The 16,327-nt window shown below is 63.5% G+C and carries 15 protein-coding genes; 8 read left to right on the top strand and 7 right to left on the bottom strand.

All coding sequences use genetic code 11. The features are described 5' to 3' along the window. The first annotated feature begins 10 nt into the window (after positions 1-10). From LMG28727_RS06365 to LMG28727_RS06390, 6 genes are all read left to right on the top strand, one after another. A complete protein-coding gene (locus tag LMG28727_RS06365) occupies positions 11-487 on the top strand; it encodes a VOC family protein (RefSeq protein WP_201641473.1) in 477 nt (158 codons plus the stop codon). A gap of 113 nt (positions 488-600) precedes the next feature. Continuing rightward, positions 601-1,809, top strand: coding sequence for an MFS transporter (locus LMG28727_RS06370; protein ID WP_201641474.1), 1,209 nt, complete (start codon positions 601-603; stop codon positions 1,807-1,809). 521 nt (positions 1,810-2,330) lie between these two features. After that, positions 2,331-2,813, top strand: a complete 483-nt coding sequence (locus LMG28727_RS06375; RefSeq protein ID WP_236591665.1) for a Csu type fimbrial protein — start codon at positions 2,331-2,333, stop codon at positions 2,811-2,813. 17 nt (positions 2,814-2,830) lie between these two features. After that, positions 2,831-3,586 (top strand): fimbrial biogenesis chaperone, encoded by a 756-nt coding sequence (locus LMG28727_RS06380; RefSeq protein ID WP_201641476.1) that lies wholly within the window; start codon positions 2,831-2,833, stop codon positions 3,584-3,586. 129 nt (positions 3,587-3,715) lie between these two features. Then, the gene (locus LMG28727_RS06385) at positions 3,716-6,304 is read left to right on the top strand and encodes a fimbria/pilus outer membrane usher protein (RefSeq protein WP_236591634.1); all 2,589 of its coding nucleotides are present in this window, start codon (positions 3,716-3,718) and stop codon (positions 6,302-6,304) included. Continuing rightward, positions 6,301-7,254, top strand: coding sequence for a Csu type fimbrial protein (locus LMG28727_RS06390; protein WP_201641477.1), 954 nt, complete (start codon positions 6,301-6,303; stop codon positions 7,252-7,254). Before LMG28727_RS06385 ends, LMG28727_RS06390 begins: the two co-directional genes overlap by 4 nt. Before the next feature lie 47 nt (positions 7,255-7,301). Here the strand turns inward: LMG28727_RS06390 and LMG28727_RS06395 are convergent, their stop codons facing one another. From LMG28727_RS06395 to LMG28727_RS06410, 4 genes are all read right to left on the bottom strand, one after another. Beyond that, complete coding sequence (locus tag LMG28727_RS06395; protein ID WP_201641478.1) at positions 7,302-7,628, bottom strand: hypothetical protein; 327 nt, start codon at positions 7,626-7,628, stop codon at positions 7,302-7,304. 115 nt (positions 7,629-7,743) lie between these two features. Further along, positions 7,744-8,571 (bottom strand): transglutaminase-like domain-containing protein, encoded by an 828-nt coding sequence (locus LMG28727_RS06400; RefSeq protein ID WP_201641888.1) that lies wholly within the window; start codon positions 8,569-8,571, stop codon positions 7,744-7,746. A 662-nt stretch (positions 8,572-9,233) separates the two neighbouring features. Further along, positions 9,234-10,640, bottom strand: coding sequence for an HdeD family acid-resistance protein (locus tag LMG28727_RS06405; protein WP_201641479.1), 1,407 nt, complete (start codon positions 10,638-10,640; stop codon positions 9,234-9,236). Positions 10,641-10,771: 131 nt separating this feature from the next. Continuing rightward, positions 10,772-11,695 (bottom strand): recombination-associated protein RdgC, encoded by a 924-nt coding sequence (locus LMG28727_RS06410; protein ID WP_201641480.1) that lies wholly within the window; start codon positions 11,693-11,695, stop codon positions 10,772-10,774. 205 nt (positions 11,696-11,900) lie between these two features. Between LMG28727_RS06410 and LMG28727_RS06415 the strand changes: the two genes are divergently transcribed. Both LMG28727_RS06415 and LMG28727_RS06420 read left to right on the top strand, forming a co-directional pair. Next, positions 11,901-12,467, top strand: coding sequence for an ester cyclase (locus LMG28727_RS06415; protein ID WP_201641481.1), 567 nt, complete (start codon positions 11,901-11,903; stop codon positions 12,465-12,467). A gap of 85 nt (positions 12,468-12,552) precedes the next feature. Beyond that, positions 12,553-12,873, top strand: coding sequence for a hypothetical protein (locus tag LMG28727_RS06420; RefSeq protein ID WP_201641482.1), 321 nt, complete (start codon positions 12,553-12,555; stop codon positions 12,871-12,873). Between the two features lie 41 nt (positions 12,874-12,914). Here LMG28727_RS06420 and LMG28727_RS06425 read toward each other — a convergent pair whose 3' ends face one another. The 3 genes from LMG28727_RS06425 to LMG28727_RS06435 all read right to left on the bottom strand — a co-directional run bounded on the left by LMG28727_RS06425 (position 12,915) and on the right by LMG28727_RS06435 (position 15,915). Further along, on the bottom strand, positions 12,915-13,760 hold the full coding sequence (locus LMG28727_RS06425; protein ID WP_201641483.1) for a glycosyltransferase family 2 protein: 846 nt from the start codon (positions 13,758-13,760) through the stop codon (positions 12,915-12,917). Positions 13,761-13,823: 63 nt separating this feature from the next. Next, positions 13,824-14,759: a glycosyltransferase family 2 protein gene (locus LMG28727_RS06430; protein ID WP_201641484.1), complete on the bottom strand. Its 936-nt coding sequence runs from the start codon at positions 14,757-14,759 to the stop codon at positions 13,824-13,826. Positions 14,760-14,775: 16 nt separating this feature from the next. Beyond that, a complete protein-coding gene (locus tag LMG28727_RS06435; protein WP_236591635.1) occupies positions 14,776-15,915 on the bottom strand; it encodes an O-antigen ligase family protein in 1,140 nt (379 codons plus the stop codon). Positions 15,916-16,327: the final 412 nt, after the last annotated feature.

Raw genomic sequence — 16,327 nt, forward strand, 5'->3', positions numbered from 1 at the left:
GAGAAACGTCATGCAGAAAATTGCACCGTGCCTGTGGTTCGACGGCAATGCGGAAGAAGCCGCCCACTTCTATACGTCCGTGTTTGCCGATTCCCGCATCGCCACCGTGATGCATTACACCGATGCCGGTCCCGGGCCTGAGGGCAAGGTGCTGGCCATCACGTTCGAGATCGAGGGTCAGGAATTCATGGCGTTGAACGGCGGTCCGCAATTTCCGTTCACACCGGCCATTTCGCTGTTCGTGCATTGCAGTTCGCAACAGGAGGTGGATCGCTACTGGACGAAGCTCATTGAAGGTGGCGGTTCGCCGTGGCAATGCGGCTGGCTGAAGGACCGCTTCGGGGTCTCGTGGCAGATCGTCCCCGACGCGCTCGGCGACATGCTGCGAGACCCGGACAAAGCGAAAGCGAGCCGCGTGATGGCGGCAATGATGAAGATGGTCAAGCTCGATGTCGCGCAACTGGAGCAAGCGTATCGCGGCGGGTGAGTTGTACACGCGTCGTGCATGAGCTGGCGCGGCCACGTCATCGCCAACTTTGATAGGATCGGTGTCGACCATCTTCGACCTACACACGATCCATCCGCGGCGGGACATCAACGGTGCGAGTCAACCATCACGCTTTCTTCTGCTCGCTGTTTGTCGCGCGTCTTGCCGACCAGATCCTGCTATTTCTCGTCCCGCTCGTCGTGTTCCAGACGACCCGCCAGGTCTCGTGGTCAGGCCTCGCGTTCTTCATCGAAACGCTGCCGCGTTATCTGGTGTTCCCCTTCTTCGGCGCCTTATGTGACCGCATCTCGCCACTCAGGCTGATGCGGGTCAGTCAGACCGTGCGCGCGCTGGTGTGCTTCGGCGGGATGCTCGCGTACGCGCTGGTTGGCGGTATCGGCTGGCTGATCGCGTTGTCGGCGCTCTGCGGCGTGCTGACGAGCCAAGGGTTGGTCGCACGCGAAGTCATGCTGCCGCAAATCTTCAGCACCCAACAATTCCAGCGTGTGCTCGCGTATTCGCAACTGGCCGACCAGTTGGGCTTCGTTCTCGGCCCGATGCTGGCCGCATTGCTGCTGGGTCTGTGGCACTGGCAATGGGTCGTTGCTGCAACCGGCGTGCTGTTTCTTTCGGCGGATGGCGCGCTGTTACTGTGGCAACGCACGAGCGGCTTCAACTCGAACAGACCGCCACCCGGTCCCACGGGGCACTGGAGTCTGCCGTTGCGCATCGCGTTGCGCCACGTCGCGTTGCTGCCCGGCCTTAAGAAAGTCGTCTTGCTGGCGGCTGCCGAAAACCTGGTCATCGGCGTGACGCTCGCCACGTCCGCAGCAATGGTCACGGGCTTGCACGCGCAATCCAACCGCTACTACGCCGTCTTGCAGACGGCGGGCGCCGTCACCACGGTCCTGATTCTGTTGACGATCGCGCGCGCCGCGTGGCCCGCCCGCACGCTCGGCCGCGTCGCGTTCGTGTCGATCTGCGTGGGCGGTGTGATCGCCGGGGCAAGTGCGGCGCCGTGGGGTTATGCGCTCGGCTTTCTGCTGATCGTCGGCTTCGACAAGATGTTCAACGTCTACATTCGCAGCGCGCGTCAGCGGATCATTCCGCCGCAGGATTTCGGCAAGACGACAGGGGTAGTGATCCTGCTGAATAACCTGACGCAGCCGCTCGCCGGCCTGCTGGTCACGCTCTTTCCTGCGCGCACGCAAACCGGCCCGTTGATCGTGGGACTGTCGCTCGCGATGGGCGGCATCGGCGTCGCGGTGACGATCGGCTCGGTGCTGTTGCGGCGCAGGCGCGCAGTCGCGCTCGGCGACTGATGGCCTCTGTTTTATCTGTAGGCCTTCGTTAAAAGCTGCGAACTGCGCCAGTCGCCGGGCAAACGCCTTTTTCATCATTTCGAACCGGGCTATTCCGCACTTTAATTAATTATTCTGATCGCATATTTAGCCATTAATTACTCAATCAGGAAATTTATGCACATCATACCGATTAGAAAAATTTACCTCCAATCAGGCATTCCCACTCACCCTGAATTAAGAAATATTTACGTCAACGCTTGATGATATACGCATCAAACCTCCCATCCACCAAGGCATTCAGCATCAATTACCCACGCAATAATTTGTATGAACAAGAAAGTGTGTGTAGACTGATTTTCAGCAATTGCAATAGCACCAATCACAATTCAATTATCCAGCATGATAATTCCATGTAATTGAGCGTGCGTTATAGCGACTCGATTTGACATGAACATGCAATGGAAGCGGTGTTCCGTGACCCTGAGAGAGGTTGCACAATGAAACGAAAATTGCTGTCATCCGGCCTGATCGTCGCGTTGATGTTCGGCTTGCCTTTGCAACTCGCGCGCGCCGCGGTGTATTCAAACGGCACCGCCACCGCGACCTTCACCGTCACGCTCACGCTCAACGCCAACTGCTCGATCGCCGCCACGCCGCTGAGCTTCGGCAGCAACGGCGTGCTGACCAGCGCGCTCAACCAGCAAACCACCGTCTCGGTCACCTGCACCAACACCACGCCCTACAACGTCGGGCTCGACGCCGGCACGGTTACCGGCTCGTCGGTGACCAACCGGCTGATGGCGGGCACGGCCACCGGCAACACCGGCACGACCGTGGGCTTCGAGCTCTATCAGGACGCCGGTCACACCGTGTTGTGGGGCAACACGCAAGGCACCAACACGGTCAGCGGCACGGGCAGCGGCTCGGCGCAACCGCTCGTCGTGTACGGCCAGGTGCCGGCGCAAACCACCCCGAAGCCTGACACCTACCAGACCACCGTCACCGCCACGGTCTACTTTTGACGGGCCGCGCGAGCGCCATGAGCGCGCGGCGCAACGGCGGCGGGATATGGCGGGGGCTCGTCGCCAGCGCGTGCGCAGCTGCCTCTACGTGGAGTCTGTGCACGCTGCCCGCGCAAGCGGCGACGCTGCAGATCTCGCCGGTGATGGTCGATATATCGGCCGACGCGAACGCCACCGGCATCACGTTGAAGAATCCGGGTGAGAAGCCGCTCTTCGGCCAGGTGCGCGTGTTCCGCTGGGATCAGGCGAACGGCGAGGACACGCTGACGCCGACCCAGGATCTCGTCGCCAGCCCGCCGCTGATCCAGATCGCCGCGCATGCCGATCAACTGGTGCGGCTGGTTCGCACAGCACCTGGGCCTAACGCCGCCGAGCAGGGCTATCGCGTGTTGATCGACGAATTGCCCGAACCCGACGCGGCCCCGACCAGCGGCGTGACGATCCGTTTGCGCTACTCGGTGCCGGTGTTCGTCGAACCCGCTGCCGATGGCGGTCAACCCCGGCTGTCGTGGCATCTGTCGCGCGACGCCCAGCACTGGATGCTGCGGGTCGACAACGCAGGCGGCAAGCGCGCGCAGATCGCCGCCGTGCAACTCATCGATCACGCCGGGAACGCCTACCCGATCAACAAGGGGCTGCTCGGCTACGCGCTGGCCGGACGCGAACGGCACTGGCAGGTCACGCTGCCGGATGACGTCGCGCAGAACGGTCCGCTGAGAGTGCGGGCGGCGGTCAACTCACTGCCCGCTGAAGCCGCCGTGGCAATCGAATGAGCACGCGGGAGCGCCGGCCCGACCGGTCTTCCGCGCCCGGCGTCCGGCGTCGGGCAAGACCGGCTCCCGGCTTTGACCGCGCCGCGCCCATAGGGATGGACACGATGCAGCGCCACGCAACCAATGAGAATGACACGACGGCAAAAACGTCATGGAGGATGGAGGCCGCATGCCATTGCGCTCACGACCACGCTTTACCTGCTGGGTGCCACCCGGGCCGCCGCGCAGCCGCCGCTGCCATTCGCGGATACCGGCGCCGACGCGCGCGTGGCAGCGGGCGTTGATCTCGGTGGAGGATCGAATGCAGCGGCCGGCGACAACGCAGGCGACGGGTCTGGCGGCACCGCGCCAGCCAGCGTCAGGTCCGGCACACAACCGGCCGCCACGACAGCCGCATCACGCGCCGTAGCGGGCCGCGATCTGTATCTGGAAGTCATGCTCAACGGCCAGCGCACTTCGTTGATCGCTCACTTTCGCGAGCGGGACGGCAAGCTCAGCGCGACAGCGAAAGACCTCAGCGAGCTCGGCATCGCCACCGATAAACTCGGCGCAGCCGACACCGCGACGCTCGAACTCGACCAGATTGCGGGCCTGCGCTATCGCTACGACGCGGCTGCGCAAAGCATCGACATGGAAGTGCCCGACGCGATTCGCAAGCCGTACACGTTCGACACGCGCGAACTCATCGCGACGCCGAACGCGACCTCGTCGCGCGGCTTTCTGATCAACTACGACGCGTTCGCGCAGACTCAATCCAATGCGCAACTGGCGCTATGGAGCGAACAACGCTATTTCGACCCGGCCGGCGTGCTGAGCAACACCGGCATCGCGTATCTGTACAGCGATCTGCACCGCTACGTGCGCTACGACACGTCGTGGAGCATGTCGAATCCCGCGACGCTCAGCACCACGCAGTTCGGCGACACGATCTCGTCGTCGCTCGACTGGACCCGCTCGTTTCGGATCGCCGGTTTCCAGTGGCGCAGCAACTTCGCGCTGCGCCCCGACCTCGTGACCTTCCCCTTGCAGGCGCTGTCGGGGACCGCCGTCGTGCCGTCGGCGGTGGATCTGTATATCAACAATGTGCGGCAGTTCACCGGCAACGTGCCGAGCGGGCCATTCATCGTCAACAACGTGCCGGGCATCACCGGCGCGGGCGAGGCGACCGTCATCACGCACGACGCGCTCGGCCGGACGATCTCGACCACGCTGCCGCTGTATGTCGACACCCGCATGCTGGCCGCGGGCCTGTCGAGCTATTCGTTCGAAGCGGGCTTTCTGCGCCGCAATTACGGCGTCGAGTCGTTTTCATACGATCCGAGCCCGGCGGTGAGCGCGACCGCACGCCGGGGCGTCACCGATTCGCTGACGCTGGAAGGCCACGCTGAAGCGACCGGCGGCCTCGTCAACGCCGGCGCGGGTGCGCTGGTGCGCATGGGGATGGCGGGCGTCATCAGCGGCTCGGCGTCGGCCAGCGCGGGCAAGCTGAACGGCGCCCAGCTGGGCATCGGCTATCAACTGATCGAGCCGCGCTTCTCGATCGATGCGCAGACCCTGCGCGCGTACGGCAACTACGGCGATCTGGGCGCGCGCGACGGCACCCCCGTACCCACCGCCACCGACCGCGTCACGCTGGCGCTGCCCTTCTTCAGCCGCCAGACCCTGTCGCTCAGCTATATCGGCTATCGCTTTCCGGGCGCTCCTTCATCGCGGATCGGCTCGCTGTCGTACACGCTGAACTTCGGCAACCTCGCTTCGCTGACGTTGAGTACCTACAAGGATTTTCTGCAGCACGATTCGCAAGGGATTTTCCTGACCGCGAGCTTCGGTCTGGGCAACAACACCGCGATCAATGCCAGCGTGGGACGGCAGAACGGCCAGTCCACCTACAACGTCAATGCGCAGCGCCCGCCCGATTACGCAGGCGGCTGGGGCTGGGGCGTGCAGGCGGGCGGCACGGGCGCGGTGCCCTACCGTCAGGCCCAGGCGCAATACCTCGGCAAATACGGCGAGGTGACGGCCATCGCCCAGGACCTGGATGGGCAGGCGAGCGCGTCGCTCGACATGAGCGGCGCGGTCGTATTCATGGATCGCACCGTCCAGCCCGCACGACGGATCGACGATGGCTTTGCACTGGTGTCCACCGACGGCGTCGCGAATGTGCCGGTGCTGCACGAAAACCGCGTGATCGGTACGACCGATACCGGCGGCCACCTGCTGATCCCCGATCTGAACGCGTACCAGCACAACCAGGTGGCGATCGACAGCATGAATCTTCCCGCCGACACACGCATCGCGACGGTCGCGATGGATCTGGTGCCGCAATCGCATGCGGGGGTGCTCGCAGGCTTTCGCGTGTCGCGTTACAGCGCGGCCTCGGTGATTCTGCGTGACGCCGACGGCAAGCTCATGCCGCCGGGCACCCGCGTGCATCACGTCGAAAGCGGCGGCGACACGATTGTCGGCTATGACGGGTTGACGTTCATCGAGATGCTGCAACCGGACAACCATCTGGAGATCATCAACGGCGGCGCTGGCGACGCTCAGCGCGCGGTGCAATGCCGGGTCGAATTTACCTATCAGCGCCCCGCCGACGGCACGCTGCCGACCATCGGCCCGTTGACCTGCCGCGCCGGCGCGAGCACCCATGCAGCGGACGGCGAAGCGCATGCCGCGCGCACGGCGCCAACCGCGGCCACGCCGTCGGCAGTGCGATGAGACGGCTCATCTTCGTTGTCGCCCTGTGCGCGCTGCTCGGCCTGATGCCGCGCCACGCCAGCGCGCAAACCTGTTCGGCGACCCCGTCCGCGCTGAGTTTTCCCAACGTCAGTCCGATCGCGCTCAGCCCGGTCGCCGCGACCGGCAGCATCCTCGTTCAATGCACGTGGCCCGCGGTCACGCTGTTGCCCAGCGTGCAGGTCTGTCTGAACATGGGCGGCACGGCGACCCGCACCATGCTGAACGGTGGCAGTGCTCTGCAATACGGCCTGTACTCGGATATGGGGCATTCGACCGGGTGGGGATCGAGCCCATCCGGCACCCCGATTTCGCTGATACTCAATAAACCGGCGACCGGTGTGACCGCATCGGCGACGGTGAGCTACTACGGCCTGGTCGCCTCCAATCAGCCGACCGTGCCGACCACCGGAAACGCCAACACCGTGTATGCCGAACTCGACTCGCAGCTCACGGTGAATTACGCGTTCTACCTGCTGCTGTCGCCGGGCTGCGCCGGCGCGACGACCAGCACCGCCGGCGCTGCATTCAACGTCACCGCGACGGTGACCAACAACTGTCTGATCAGTGCAACGGGCGTCGCGTTTACATCGTCGGGCGTACTTAAATCGGCGCTGAGTGCGAGCGGTTCGATCACGGCGCGCTGCACCAACGGCGACGCGTTCCGGATCGCGCTGAACGGCGGTTCGAGCGGCAACGTCAGCCAACGGCAAATGCAGCGCTCGGGCGGAGGCGGCGCGGTGAATTATCAGCTTTACACGGATTCGAACCACACGACCGCGTGGGGTGACGGCAACTCGGGCACGACGATGGCGACCGGCACGGGCACGGGCAATCCGGTGTCGATCAGTGTGTATGGACTCGTGCCGCCGCAGAGCACGCCGATGCCCGGCAGCTACAGCGACACGATTACCGCGACGATCAGTTTCTGACGGGGTGTGTCAGAACCCCGGCGGGCGCGTGCGTTCATCAGCGGGGACTAGAAATTGACGGTCCAGACGGTTTGCTGGCTGTCGCCGCTGGCGGCGTAGGCGACCGGCTGCAATGAGGCGTTGCCCGTATCGGCCGATACCAGTGGATCGAAGCCCGCCTGGCTGATCTGGAACGGCGCCCCGTGCAGACAGGACACGACGGGCTGATTCCTCACGGTGATCACGCCGTCGGCCGATTGAACGATGCAGGATTCCTGCACGATCAGACTGACGGCAATCGAAGCGAGTCCGGGCTGTGCGGCCTGCGAGGCCGGCACGCTCAGGAGTGCGAGAAACATTACCGCTGATGCGGTGGCCACATGGCGGGACTTCATGGTGTTCGTAAGCGGGTTAATGACGCAGAAGACGAGGCGAAGTACGAGGCAAAGGACGATGCAAAGGTCAATGCAAAGGTCAATGCAGAAGATGTCGGCATTTCATCGCAGAACTTTAGGATTCCAGGCCGGTGAAAACCTGGATCGCCTCGCACACCACGGTGAATTTCAGCAGTTGCGTCGGCCCGAACGTATTGCTGATCGCGACATCGGCGGCGTCGCGCCCGCGCGCCATCAACACGCGTCCGGTGCGCGGCGCGTTGTTGCGTGGATCGAAGGTTTGCCAGCAGCCGCCAATATAGGCCTCGAACCATGCGGCGAAATCCATCGGTGCATACGGCGGCGGCAGGCCGACATCGCTGATATAGCCCGTGCAATAGCGGGCCGGAATGTTCATCGCCCGGCACAGCGCCACGGCCAGATGCGCGTAGTCCCGGCACACGCCCTTGCGCTCCTGCCACGCCTGCCATGCGGTTTTGGTGGGACGCGCGAAGTCGTAGCCGAACACGATGTGATTGTGTACGTAATCGCAGATCGCCTCCACGCGGCAGCGGCCGAGCGGCAGCGTGCCAAACTTCTGCCACGCAAATTCGGACAGTAGATCCGTTTCGCAGTACCGGCTGCCCAACAGGAACATCAGCGTGTCGCTGGGCAACGCCTCGACCGGATGCTGCTCGATAAACGGCGGCCTCTGCTCCGGCTCGGACGACACATCGAGCACCGCGTTGGTCGAGAATGCAATTTTTCCGGGCGGCGCAAACAGCCGGCTGCACAGATTGCCGAAACCGTCGCGATACTGGCTGATCGGCAACGGCGGATCGACCACCAGCAGATCGGGACTCAGCATCTCTTTTGCGTGCGAGAAGTGCGTGTTCAGCATCAACAGCATCGGCGTCGGTTGCACGCATTCGTAAACCAGTTCGTAGCCAACGCGCAATTTCATCGCCACGCCCTCTTCCAGTTGAAACATTCCGTTGACGCTTCCCGTCCGCGCAATTCCGCTGTCCGTAGACAGCCGCGCAGGCGGGGTTATTTGGCACGCGGTCGATTGCGTTGTTCTTTCTGCTTGAAAAACACGCACCGGCATCAGGTGGCCGGACGCGTTCGTGTCATGGAGGCGACCTCGCGGGCCAACCGCGGATCGGTGACAGGAATCTCGGACTACGCTAATGCGACGCATCGCCAAACACGGCCGCTGATTCATCTGAAGCTACGATGAATGCCAGCGACTGCACGCTGTCGATCGCCGTCGTTCTCGTCAAACGCCGCTGCCTCGCAGGCCTGATAGTGACAGCAAGGTGACAGCAAGGCTCGAGCCTGACGGGGCGCGCGAACCGCAGCGGGACCTGGAAGCGCCCATGCGTGATCGGAAAACGACGGGCCAGCATACACCCGCCGAATTCATTCCCAACGTTCATCTAAATAACTGCGCAAAGCGCGGAAGTTATCAACAGAATCTGTTCGCAAATCTGTGCATAACTAGCCGGCAAAATCTGCAAGCTGTTGATGTGCTTGCCATTTTTACCGCGACGTCGATGTTGGGCACGCGCGGCGGTCCTGCTGCGTCATATTTCGGGGCGCTTGCCCCTCACGCGGCGCGCGCCCTCACTCCCTCGCCCCGCTTCGCGCTGCGCTACTCGCCGCTTCCTGCGCGGCGGGCGCGTTGCGCGCCTCCTCGCGCCATTGTTGCCGCGAATGGATCATCCGCCGCACGGCAAGACGTGCCATCTTGACCCAACCCGACGGACGCGGATCGGCCAGCATGCTCAGCGCGCGCGCATAGTCGAGCGTAAGACCGGGCGTCCACGCCATCGTCGCCGCACGCTTGCGCAGCTGCGCAGCGACCCACAACTCCGGCGTCGTGATGACCCGCCAGAACGGCCGCCAGTCGCCAACGCTGCCCCACACCCGCGCCGATGCGCCTTCGATCGCGGCTTCCAGCGCGCGCGACACCGTGCTCGAACAGTTGCGGTGCGTGAGGTTATAAGTCGTGTCCTGTCGATACGCGTCCCAGAAGCGCCGCAGACGCACCGGATCGTAATTGCGGATGCGCACCTGAATCGTCGACGGGCACCATGCTGTCGATTCGGTCTGGTAATCGGGTTGGAAAACGCCCGGCACGTCATTCTCGCGCGTGGCACGCAGAAGCCGCGTGAAGTCGTCGGGAGAGCGATCGATTTCGACACCCGGATACAGGCTGATGTAGATACCCTCGGGCGATTCGAGCGCGGCATGGCCGGTCGATATCACGCCGTGGCGATCCACCGCCGCAATATAGCGATCGACAATCAACTGACGGCGCGCCTCGCTTCTGGCCGAGCCGACCGGCGTCCACACGTGCACGGTGAGCGCCGCTTCGTCGGCGGCGGGCGGGCCGTCCCATTCGGTTTTAAGCGGCACGCCGGGCGTGCGCGAACCCATGGTTGCGTGCGCATCGCCCGGGGCGACCGCAGGATTCGATGACAAGCGCCGTACTCGCGTGCTGAGCAGGATCAGATTCCAGCCGCCGAACATCAGCCCGAGGCCGAGGCAATACGGCACGGTGCCGACGTAATGGGTGGGGAAAGGCTGGAAGAAGAAAATCGCCAGCGCGATTTCAAGCGCGCCGCCGGCTACCGCCAGCCGCCACGTGCGGTAGCGGACCACGCGCGCGGAGACGATCTGCAGCGTGCCATCGGCCAGAAAAAGCGTGCCGAAGATCATCGACAGAATGAAGTTGCCGTGATGATGACCGGCGAGAATCAGCGCCGCCGCCACGCAGAATGCGAGGCCCTTCACATAGCGCAGCGTGCGTTGCCCGCCCATGCCGGTCCACGCGATAGCCAGCGTGCCGAGCCCTTCGAGCAACAGCAACAGCGCAAACGGCGTAATCGGAAAATAAAGCGCGTTATCGAGCGCGTCGACGAACACCACCAAGCCGAGCACCAGGCTTATCCAGCCGACGATCTGCAGCGACCGCCAGCGGGTGCGCAGATAATCGACGCCTAGCAGGATCATGACGAGACGGACCATCGCAAGCCCTCCGTGACCGGTACGCACTTCTGAGCGTCATCTTAACCACATTCAGAAAGAACACCGGCAGCGGACGCCCTGGCGCGTCGTCTCGCCATCCACGACCGGCTCGTTAAAAGCCGCTCAGCGGGTCAGGCCGCCGCAGCCTGGGGCATCGCCTCGCGCTGCTCGCCGCCCAGCGCGTCGAGCAGACCGGTCAGCATGCGGTCGAGTTCGGCGGTCATCAGCGTGAAGTCGGAGTCGAAGCGCTCGTCGTCGTTCTGCGCGGTCGGGTCGCTGGCTTCCTTCAACACGTCGAGCGCCGCGATGCGCTTGATGGTCAGCGACGGTGTGAGCACGAACGACACGCGGTCGTTCCACGTCATCGCGAGTCGCATGCATTGCTTGCCGGCTTCGATATGACGGCGCATATCTTCGGCATCCAGAGTGTGTCCGACATAGCGCACCGTGGCATTGCCCTCGTTAGGCGAGCGCAGTTCGGTGTCCTGGTCGAGCGAGAAACCCGCGGGACCTTCGCCGGACAGCAGCCACTCCGTCATCGCCGCGACCGGCGATTGCGTCACGCGCACCGTGCCGAGCGGCAATTGATCGATCGATTTCACCAGCAGGCCGCGCACTTCATCGGCCACTGCTTGCGACGCAGCGTCGATCACCAGCCAGCCGTTCCTGCCATCGATCCACACGCGTGTATCGCGGCGAATGCTGAACGCGCGCGGCAGCAGTTCGTCGGTGACCTGCTCCTTGAGTTCGCGCATCTGCTTGCGGCCAGGTTTGAAGCCCTGCTGGTCTTCGAGTTCGAGCGCGCGCTCCTTCGTCACCTGAGTGACGACCGACGCGGGCAGCAGTTTTTTTTCGGTACGGAACATCAGCAGCATCTGGCCATTGAGCGCGACCACCAGCGAGTCGTTATCGCGTGGCGACGCCCAGCCGTGGCTTTGCATCTCGACGCTGTTGCCGGGTGCAAACGCGTGCGGCGCGAGCCACTTCTGCATCTGTTCGGGGGTGACGGACCACGGAGCGGGAAGACGGTGAAGCTGAAGGTTTTTGAACCACATGGGCGAGGTCGTTTCCGGGGCAAAGCGCGTCATTCTATCTGACGGCAGAGCCGGGTGCCCTCGAAAGCTGGTAACGAAGTTGCCGGTTATTTTCAAATTTAAAGTGAAAATCCTTTAATCGGCAGACCGATTATCAAATGCAGTCATTAGCCGGAGAATGCGTTTCATCGACCCATTCACCGATTCAGCTTCTCTGGAGAACCCCATGTCCACCTTCCCGCTTTCACGGATCGCCCGTCACGCATTGCTTGCGGCCAGTCTGGCCGGGGCTCTCGCGGCTCCGCTCGCGCATGCAGCAAGCGCCACGAACGACGCCGATCTGCCCGTTCCGCACCACGTCGCCGTCGACGCCAGGTCCGCGCAAAGCGAAGCGGTCGTGCAAACCGCGCGCCGCTACGCCGCGTTCTGGAATACCGGCGACGAAGCGTGGGCGAAACTCGCGTTGTCGCCCGAGTTCGTCGACCGCACGTTGCCGGACGGCCGGCCGCAGGGGCCGCAAGGGCCGTTGACGGCGTCGAAGGGATTCAGGGCGGCCGTGCCCGACCTGCACGCGGAAATCGACGACCTCGTCGTGGCCGGCGACCGCGCATCGGTCCACCTGCATTTCTACGGACACTTCACGGGCCAGTTCCAGAATCTGCAGGGCAACGGCCAGCGCGTCGATTTCCAGGCGTTCGACCTGTATCGCGTGAAAGATGGCCGCATCGTCGAAAACTGGCACCTGGAGGACAACCTCACGTTGCTCAAGCAGCTTGGCGCGATCAAGCCGTAGTGGTTTTGCCGTATCCGTCCGGCGCCGCGTTCCGCATGCAAATCACCTAGACTTTTGACAGGCACGGATCAAGACGGAGGCGGCCATGGCCGACGAAACCGCACCTTGGCAGATGGTGGAATACGAGGGCTTCGAGATTCACGTGGCGCCGTTCCAGAAGGGGCCGCCCGATGAATCACACGGGCTGGCGCCGCCACCGGCGCGCTACACGTATGTCGGTTATGTCTGTCATCCGGGCGCGAACCCCGCCATTCCGGGCCACGCGGTGCCGTTTCACGCAGACGGCGAAGAGAGCTTCGCCAGTAAGGACGACGCGCTCTACGAAGGGGTTCATGTGGGACGCAGCATTGTGGAAGGCACCCATCCGGATCTGACGGTGCTGCCACTGGTGACGGGCGGGGTGTGACGCGGCGGGCTGCGACGCCGCGGAGTGATGCAGAAACGCCCTTAACTCAAAGCCCGCTTGATCCGCGACTTGAGCAGCGCTCGCCGCAAACGGCCAGTGCGCTCAGGCTCGCTGACCGCCAGCCCGCCTTCCACAGCCGTGCCGCGTCGCAGGAAGTAACGATCGAAAGTCGCCTGGGTCATCCCCCACTTGTTGAGGAACTGACGCCGCCCATCGTTCTTGACCACCTTACCGGTGCTCTTCTGCTGGAAGTGATAAACCAGACTGTCGCCGACCCCCACGAACACGCGGCAACCGGCGTCCCACAGTTTCATCGAGAAATCGTTGTCGCTGCTCATGCCGGGGCTCAATTCGCTGCTGTAGCCGCCGACCTTGAACCACCAGTCGCGGTGCACGAGCGTCGGCGGCCAGGTCGCGCCGCGCCAGTCGGCACGCACCAGCTTCGGGGTAGCGGCAACGAGTTCGTCGGCGCGGAAATTCTCCACGTCGCGACCGAAGTTCTGCACCACGACGCACGGATTCCCGGAGTCGACCGGCTCGACCATCGTGCCCGACAGCAGGAACAGCCTGTCCGCCGGCATCTGCGCGAGACGCCTGACTAGCGCGTCGTCCCAGCCGGGACAGCAGTACATGTCATCGTTCATGTAGACGATGTAGTCGTGCGTGGCGCGCGCCGCCGCGATATTGACCGCGTGACAGATGCCGATATTGCCGGGCGACGCGGTGTGCTCGATGCCCTCGTTGCGGACCCAGTCGAGTGTGCCGTCCGAGCCGTCGTTGACATGCACGATGATCTGGTGCGCGTGCGTCGAATGACGCCGCAGGCTCTCGATCACGAGGCGCAGATAAGGCAGGTTGTTCCAGGTCGGGATGATGATTGAGAACATCGAATAGGAATTCCGTAGTGTTGGCACGGGCAAGCGGATCGCGCCGGTCAGGCCCGGTGCGGATCAGTTGCGCGTGCCGGGGTCTTCAGACGTCTCGTCGAACGGCTTCGTGAAAGTGAGCCGGGCGGGCAGATCGGGCTCCCAGCCTTCCAGATCTTCGAATGGATAGCGGCCCAACGCGTACAGCACGCGCTTGAAGCGGCTTTTGAACGGCGCGCGCGGCACATTGGGCAACGTGCCCGGTGCGGCGCTGGCCGTCTGGCGAATATAGTCGCGCGTGAAATCGCGCTGCGAAATACCCCACTTCATCAGAAACTCGCGGCCACCGCGATTGCGGCGGATACGGCCGGTCGATTTGCAGCCAAAGTGATAGATACGGCTCGCGCCAACCGAGCGGAACACGCGGCAACCGACCAGCCAAAGCTTCATCAGGAAGTCGTCGTCGCTGCTCATGCCCGGTCCGAACTCGATGCTGTAGCCGCCCACCGCATGCCACAACTGGCGGCTGATCAGCATGGGTTGCAACGCCACGCCGTTGCGATCGGCGGCCTTCATACCGGCGACGTATGCGAGCAGCCCCGCTTCGTCGAAGTTGTCGGGGCCGGTGCCGAAGTTCGCCGCCGTCACGTTGGCATTGCCGGTGTCGGTCGGCTCGATCAGCACCGAAGACAGATACGCCGACGAATGGCCGAGCGAGCGCAGGCTCGCCTCGAACGCGCGGTCCCAGCCCGGCGTGCAGAACATGTCGTCGTTCAGGAACAGAATCCAGTCGCGCGTGGCGAGCCGGGCTGCGTCGTTCAACGCCAGGCAAACGCCGACATTACCGTTGCTCCAGGTGTGACGGATGCCCTCCGAGCGAACCCAGTCGAGCGTGCCGTCGCTGCCGTCGTTGACGTGCACGATGATCTCGTGGTCGAACGCCGAATGGCGCCGAACGCTGTCGATACACAGCTTCAGATACGGCAGATTGTTCCAGCTCGGAATCAGGATACTGAACATGAGGGAGTAGGCAGTCTCATTGAATGGAATCGCGCGACGGGCGGCCGGTTGCGCTGTCAGACGCGGCGCCATTCCTGTCGGCATAGGCGCAGCACGCGGCAAGAATTCCGATGACCGTGGCGTAAACCGACACGGTCATCTTCAGATCGAACGTTTCGACACTGAGCCCGAAGATCCAGAACGATACGATAAAGGTGAGCCCCATCAGCGCAGCACGCCGCGCCGGCATCGCCGGCGCGTTCAGACGGCGCCAGAAGACGACACCCGGCACGATGTAGATGGCCAGTACCGCAAGGCCGCCGACAATCCCGTAGTCGGTCATGTACGCGAACATCTGATTATGGACCTCGCCGCGGCCCAGTTGCGCGGCAGCCGGCGTAAGCAGGCCCGCTTTCGCAAACGACTGCATGCTGTTGCGGAAGCCATCGCCGCCCAGACCTAGCACCGGATGGCTCCTGATGATGCGGCCCGCCGCCTCGTACAGTTGCAGCCGGATGCCCATCGGCGTGTCCTTGTCGCCGTGCGTGTACTTCACCAGATCCGACGACACATCGCCGACGCGGTCGCGCACGGTCGGCGAAAACGCGTAGGCGCCGGCCAGAATTGCCACGATCACAAGCGGAAACGCCACTTTCCATTTACGCGACTTGTCGCGGCTGCGCGTATAGAAAACCATCGCCGCCACGATGGGAATCGCGATCCAGCCGCCGCGCGAGCCGGACATCAGCGACGCGGCCAGCCCGGCGAACAGACCCGCCACCTTGACGATGCGCACGATCAGCCCGTCCTTGTGCCACCAGTTCAGCGACAGGATGGACAGCGCGCCCATGACGAGGGCGATATCGCCGAAGTGAATCGGATTCAGAAAGTCGCTGCCGAGCCGGCCAAAACCCCAATCGCGCGGCGCGATCAGCAGAATACCGAGAGACACAAGGGCGGCCAGCGCAAACGACAGGTCGCTCCACGCGAGCGTGCGCGGCAAACTGCGGCGCAGTACGAGAAAGAATGGCGCGGCGGCAAAGAAACGGGAAGGCGAATCGAGCGTGTTGGGCACGACCGCGCCGTGCCAGACACCCGCGAGCAGGACGGCGAAAAACGGACAGGCGGTGCCGATGCACAACGCGATATCGGTACGGTCCCACTGAATGGACGGCACACCTGTCCAGGTTCTGGGCAGGAGGAGAAGAGCAAGCGAAACGACCGCGGCCGCAATTGACAGCGCACTGCCCGCACCGTGTATCAGCAGACTGGCCGACGGATACGTGAGCAGGAATAACGCTGGTAGCAGGCTTCGAGAGTTGACGCTCAGAGAAGATATTTTGGCGGGCGTCGACATGTCTTATAAATTTAACCGGCCGTTGTGTCAGTTGACGCGCGACCGGGTACGATGGCCCCGCTATTGTACCGGGTTCCCGTGCTTATCCTATTAACCCGCCCGGGTCGGCAGCCGGTGCCGGGCGCCACTTGCACCGGCGGGGACGGGCCAACTGCGACGCAGCAAAGCCTGCGTGGGCTCGCAACACAGGCTGGTACCATACAGGCCGCACACTCCGCCGCCGCGGACAGCC

This window comes from Paraburkholderia metrosideri (assembly GCF_904848625.1).
Taxonomy (GTDB): Bacteria; Pseudomonadota; Gammaproteobacteria; order Burkholderiales; family Burkholderiaceae; genus Paraburkholderia; species Paraburkholderia metrosideri.

Bases quoted from the DNA above. Each gene is read 5' to 3' on its own strand.
- LMG28727_RS06365 (WP_201641473.1), top strand. From the start codon at position 11: ATGCAGAAAATTGCACCGTGCCTGTGGTTCGACGGCAATGCGGAAGAA.
- LMG28727_RS06375 (WP_236591665.1), top strand. From the start codon at position 2,331: ATGTTCGGCTTGCCTTTGCAACTCGCGCGCGCCGCGGTGTATTCAAAC.
- LMG28727_RS06380 (WP_201641476.1), top strand. From the start codon at position 2,831: ATGAGCGCGCGGCGCAACGGCGGCGGGATATGGCGGGGGCTCGTCGCC.
- LMG28727_RS06385 (WP_236591634.1), top strand. From the start codon at position 3,716: ATGACACGACGGCAAAAACGTCATGGAGGATGGAGGCCGCATGCCATT.
- LMG28727_RS06390 (WP_201641477.1), top strand. From the start codon at position 6,301: ATGAGACGGCTCATCTTCGTTGTCGCCCTGTGCGCGCTGCTCGGCCTG.
- LMG28727_RS06395 (WP_201641478.1), bottom strand. From the start codon at position 7,628: ATGAAGTCCCGCCATGTGGCCACCGCATCAGCGGTAATGTTTCTCGCA.
- LMG28727_RS06400 (WP_201641888.1), bottom strand. From the start codon at position 8,571: ATGAAATTGCGCGTTGGCTACGAACTGGTTTACGAATGCGTGCAACCG.
- LMG28727_RS06405 (WP_201641479.1), bottom strand. From the start codon at position 10,640: ATGGTCCGTCTCGTCATGATCCTGCTAGGCGTCGATTATCTGCGCACC.
- LMG28727_RS06410 (WP_201641480.1), bottom strand. From the start codon at position 11,695: ATGTGGTTCAAAAACCTTCAGCTTCACCGTCTTCCCGCTCCGTGGTCC.
- LMG28727_RS06415 (WP_201641481.1), top strand. From the start codon at position 11,901: ATGTCCACCTTCCCGCTTTCACGGATCGCCCGTCACGCATTGCTTGCG.
- LMG28727_RS06420 (WP_201641482.1), top strand. From the start codon at position 12,553: ATGGCCGACGAAACCGCACCTTGGCAGATGGTGGAATACGAGGGCTTC.
- LMG28727_RS06425 (WP_201641483.1), bottom strand. From the start codon at position 13,760: ATGTTCTCAATCATCATCCCGACCTGGAACAACCTGCCTTATCTGCGC.
- LMG28727_RS06430 (WP_201641484.1), bottom strand. From the start codon at position 14,759: ATGTTCAGTATCCTGATTCCGAGCTGGAACAATCTGCCGTATCTGAAG.